Origin of the sequence: Levilactobacillus parabrevis ATCC 53295 (assembly GCF_001434055.1) — a bacterium.
GTDB classification, from domain to species: domain Bacteria; phylum Bacillota; class Bacilli; order Lactobacillales; family Lactobacillaceae; genus Levilactobacillus; species Levilactobacillus parabrevis.
Window position 1 is genome coordinate 1 of record NZ_AZCZ01000078.1, and the last position, 3,111, is coordinate 3,111.

Here is a 3,111-nt window from a genome sequence, read left to right on the forward strand (position 1 = left end):
TTGCACTTGATTTGACAATTGGGGCTTTCTTAAACTTTGTTAAATAACGGCGAAAACGGCCCGATTCCGCCCCAATATGGTAGAATTAAACATGAACTGCACCCTGCTTGCACGGCGGGAAATTGATTAGATAGAGAGGACTCAGACTACATATGCAAGAACGGATAAGAAAGCTTCACCACAACCGGATTTTTGCACTCGTATTCTGGTTAGTCGTGGTCTTTGCGGCCATCGTCACCTTGCCAAATGTCAAGACCATCATTCAATATGATGGTCAACCACAATTGGCGAATACGAGTCAACCCGTCAAGGCGACCCAACTCAAGAACACTTGGGGGCGGAACCTGAATGGGACCTACACCGTCAACGCGGTCTTTAACAACCCCGACGGCGCCCTTACCAACAAGCAACTCGCCTCGGTCAACAAGACCGTTTCCGAATTGCAGAAGCGTTCGAGTTATTATGGGGTTCAAAAGATCACCACAATGACAAATACGCCGACTAGCAAGCCCCAACTGTTTTCCAAGGATAAATCCACGGAAATCGTTCAGTTAGAGGTTAGCCACAACCAAGGGACCGTCCGTCAGATGGCCTCACAACTCAAATCACAGATCTCGACCGTGGGGCTAAACACCTACGTCACGAGTCCTGAGATTATCAGCGATGCCGCCAACGAACACATTTCGTCGTTCACACTAGTCGTCATTCTGATGACCTTATTAATTGCTTTGATTGCTATGGGGATTCTCTTCGCGTCGATCATTGCCCCAATCATTACATTTCTAGCTATTTTAATTAGTTATATTACGACGCTATCCCTCGCAACCAACCTGGCCTACCACTGGAACTTCGCGTACTCCGAGTACACGCCGATCTTCCTCCTACTAGGCATCAGCTTATTCACGCTACTGACCAGCTTCTGGTTCTTCCGTGAATTGCGAAACCTGACCGATGATGGTGCCGACAACCAAGCCGCAACGACCAAAGTCGTCAACGACCTGGGCTACCGCATTCTGATCAGTACGTTGAGTTTAACGATTGCCTTTGGTAGTCTGATGCTCTTCGACTTCTCCACGATTCGTGCTTACGGTCTGTTGGGAATTGGTTTTGCCATCACTGGGATTGCCAGTGTCACCCTCGTTCCTGTCTTCACGGGGATGCTTGGAAACAGCCTCTTCTGGCCAAAGAAGACGCGGCCACGCCTTAAGGACCACAAACTCTGGTTCCACTTAACCAAGTTTGGCCTTTGGCAGCCATGGATCGCCGTTGCAGTCGTTTTGTATTTGATCGTCCCCGTAACGTTTGCGAACCGTACACACCTCAACTACAACAGTGCTCAAGATATTCCAAATAATCAAGCCGTGCAGGGTGCTCGGGTATTAAGCGCGCACTTCGGTCAAGGGAAGGCAACGCCAGTCACGTTGTACCTCTCAACTAACCAACGTCTCGACAACCAAAACCAACTCTATCAATTGGATAACCTGACCAAGAAACTCCGCGCCCAACCTGGAGTCGCTGCAGTCACGTCAGTTACCCAACCCGGTGGTCAACCGATCACGCAGTATTACATTTCTAATCAATTAAGTACGATTAACGAAAACATCACCGGCGTTGTCGGTCAACTTGGCACGGTTAGAAACGACCTGCAGTCCGACAGTACCAATTTGAAGCAAAAGTCACTGAAGGCTGAGGTTAAACGGTTGGACAAACTGACCAGTCAAACCAACACCCTGATGAGTGACAGCAGTACCTTACAGACGTCGCTCCAGACTGCTTTGAGTCGCTCAACGGCCGCTGGAACTACGAGCACATCGAAGCGAATCACCCGTTACATTAACCAACTCAACGCTGTCAACAGCACGTTGAACACCGCGGTTAATGACTTAACCACCCTCTCTAATTCCGTCAACACTGCCAACACCGATGCCAGCGCTGCTCACTCAAACCTGAGTAACTACGCTGAATCGATCAAGGCAGTGAGCGACAGTTTGAAGACGTCCAAGAAACAAGTCGCCAGCATGCAAAAGTCGATGAATCAGATTTACCTCTACCTCAGCGGATTACAAACCTCTGAAGCGGCCAAATCCCTCTACCTGTCCCCTACGCAAATTGCCAGTGGTGATTTCCAACAATCACTCGCAAACTACACGGACGCCAAGGTACAATCGACTTACCTGACGATCACGTTAAAGGATGCGCCAAACGCCAAGAATACCACCAAGACGTTACAACAATTAAAGCAGGTTACCCAGAGCCAACTCCGCGGAACTGTTCTCAAAAATGCCACGTTAACGTTTAGCGGTCAACCAGTCGTCACAAGTACGATTCAAACGCAATACCAACACGACTTACCACGCGTCTTACTGTTGGTCTTTGGCATTACGTTACTTCTATTGATTCTGTTCAGCCGGTCAATTCTGCAAGCCAGCTACTGGTTCTTAACCTTCCTGGCTTCAGCATTCGCCGGTTACCAATTGACCCAAGTCCTCATGGGCTGGTTAACGGGTAACAGCGAGTTCAACTGGCAAGTGCCACTGCTGACCTTCATCCCACTGACTGTTCTCGCTGTCGTCGAGCTCACACAACTCGCGCTGAGTTACCGACTAAACGATGGGCCCCTGTTAGACTGGTTATTACCAGGGATTCATGAAGTCGGTCAAACGATGCGGCATTCACTGTTCATCATAATTGCCGGGGTCCTCGGTCTCCTAGCCGCCGAGTCACAAACATTGACGGCTGTCACGCTGATCACCATCTTTACGGCAATCATCTTCAACTTAGTCTTGCCACTAATGGCAGCCTCCTTCGGTAAACTCTCAGTTGTCATTCCGGCGCAAAAGCCAATGCAATTTAGACGGAAGAAGCGGCGTCCTCGCAAGTCACGTTCCAAGACGAAAGCCAAAGCTACGCCTAAGGCTTCCGATTCAGATAAGACTGAAAAATAGAAATAGTTATGAACGAGGCGGGGCTCCTTGTCAAGTAGACAACCAAATAATTAAAATTGTTATGCAACTTTCTGAACGGCATGATTCCGGTATTCCACCGGGGTCATGCCGTTTAGTGTTGGTTGGCGACGTGAATTGTTAGTAAGCACCTAATAACTGACCGTAT

The 3,111-nt window shown here is 48.9% G+C and carries 2 protein-coding genes; one reads left to right on the forward strand and one right to left on the reverse strand.

Going from position 1 to position 3,111, the window contains the following annotated elements:
• The first annotated feature begins 152 nt into the window (after positions 1-152).
• Positions 153-2,945: an MMPL family transporter gene (locus tag FD07_RS11700; RefSeq protein WP_020090508.1), complete on the forward strand. Its 2,793-nt coding sequence runs from the start codon at positions 153-155 to the stop codon at positions 2,943-2,945.
• Positions 2,946-3,004: 59 nt separating this feature from the next.
• Here the strand turns inward: FD07_RS11700 and FD07_RS12820 are convergent, their stop codons facing one another.
• Entirely contained in the window at positions 3,005-3,094 is a 90-nt protein-coding gene (locus tag FD07_RS12820) for an IS3 family transposase (protein ID WP_373879007.1), read from the reverse strand.
• Positions 3,095-3,111 lie beyond the last annotated feature (17 nt).

What these genes read in the sequence shown, in the direction of transcription:
- FD07_RS11700 (WP_020090508.1), top strand. Translation starts at nt 153, where the DNA reads ATGCAAGAACGGATAAGAAAGCTTCACCACAACCGGATTTTTGCACTC.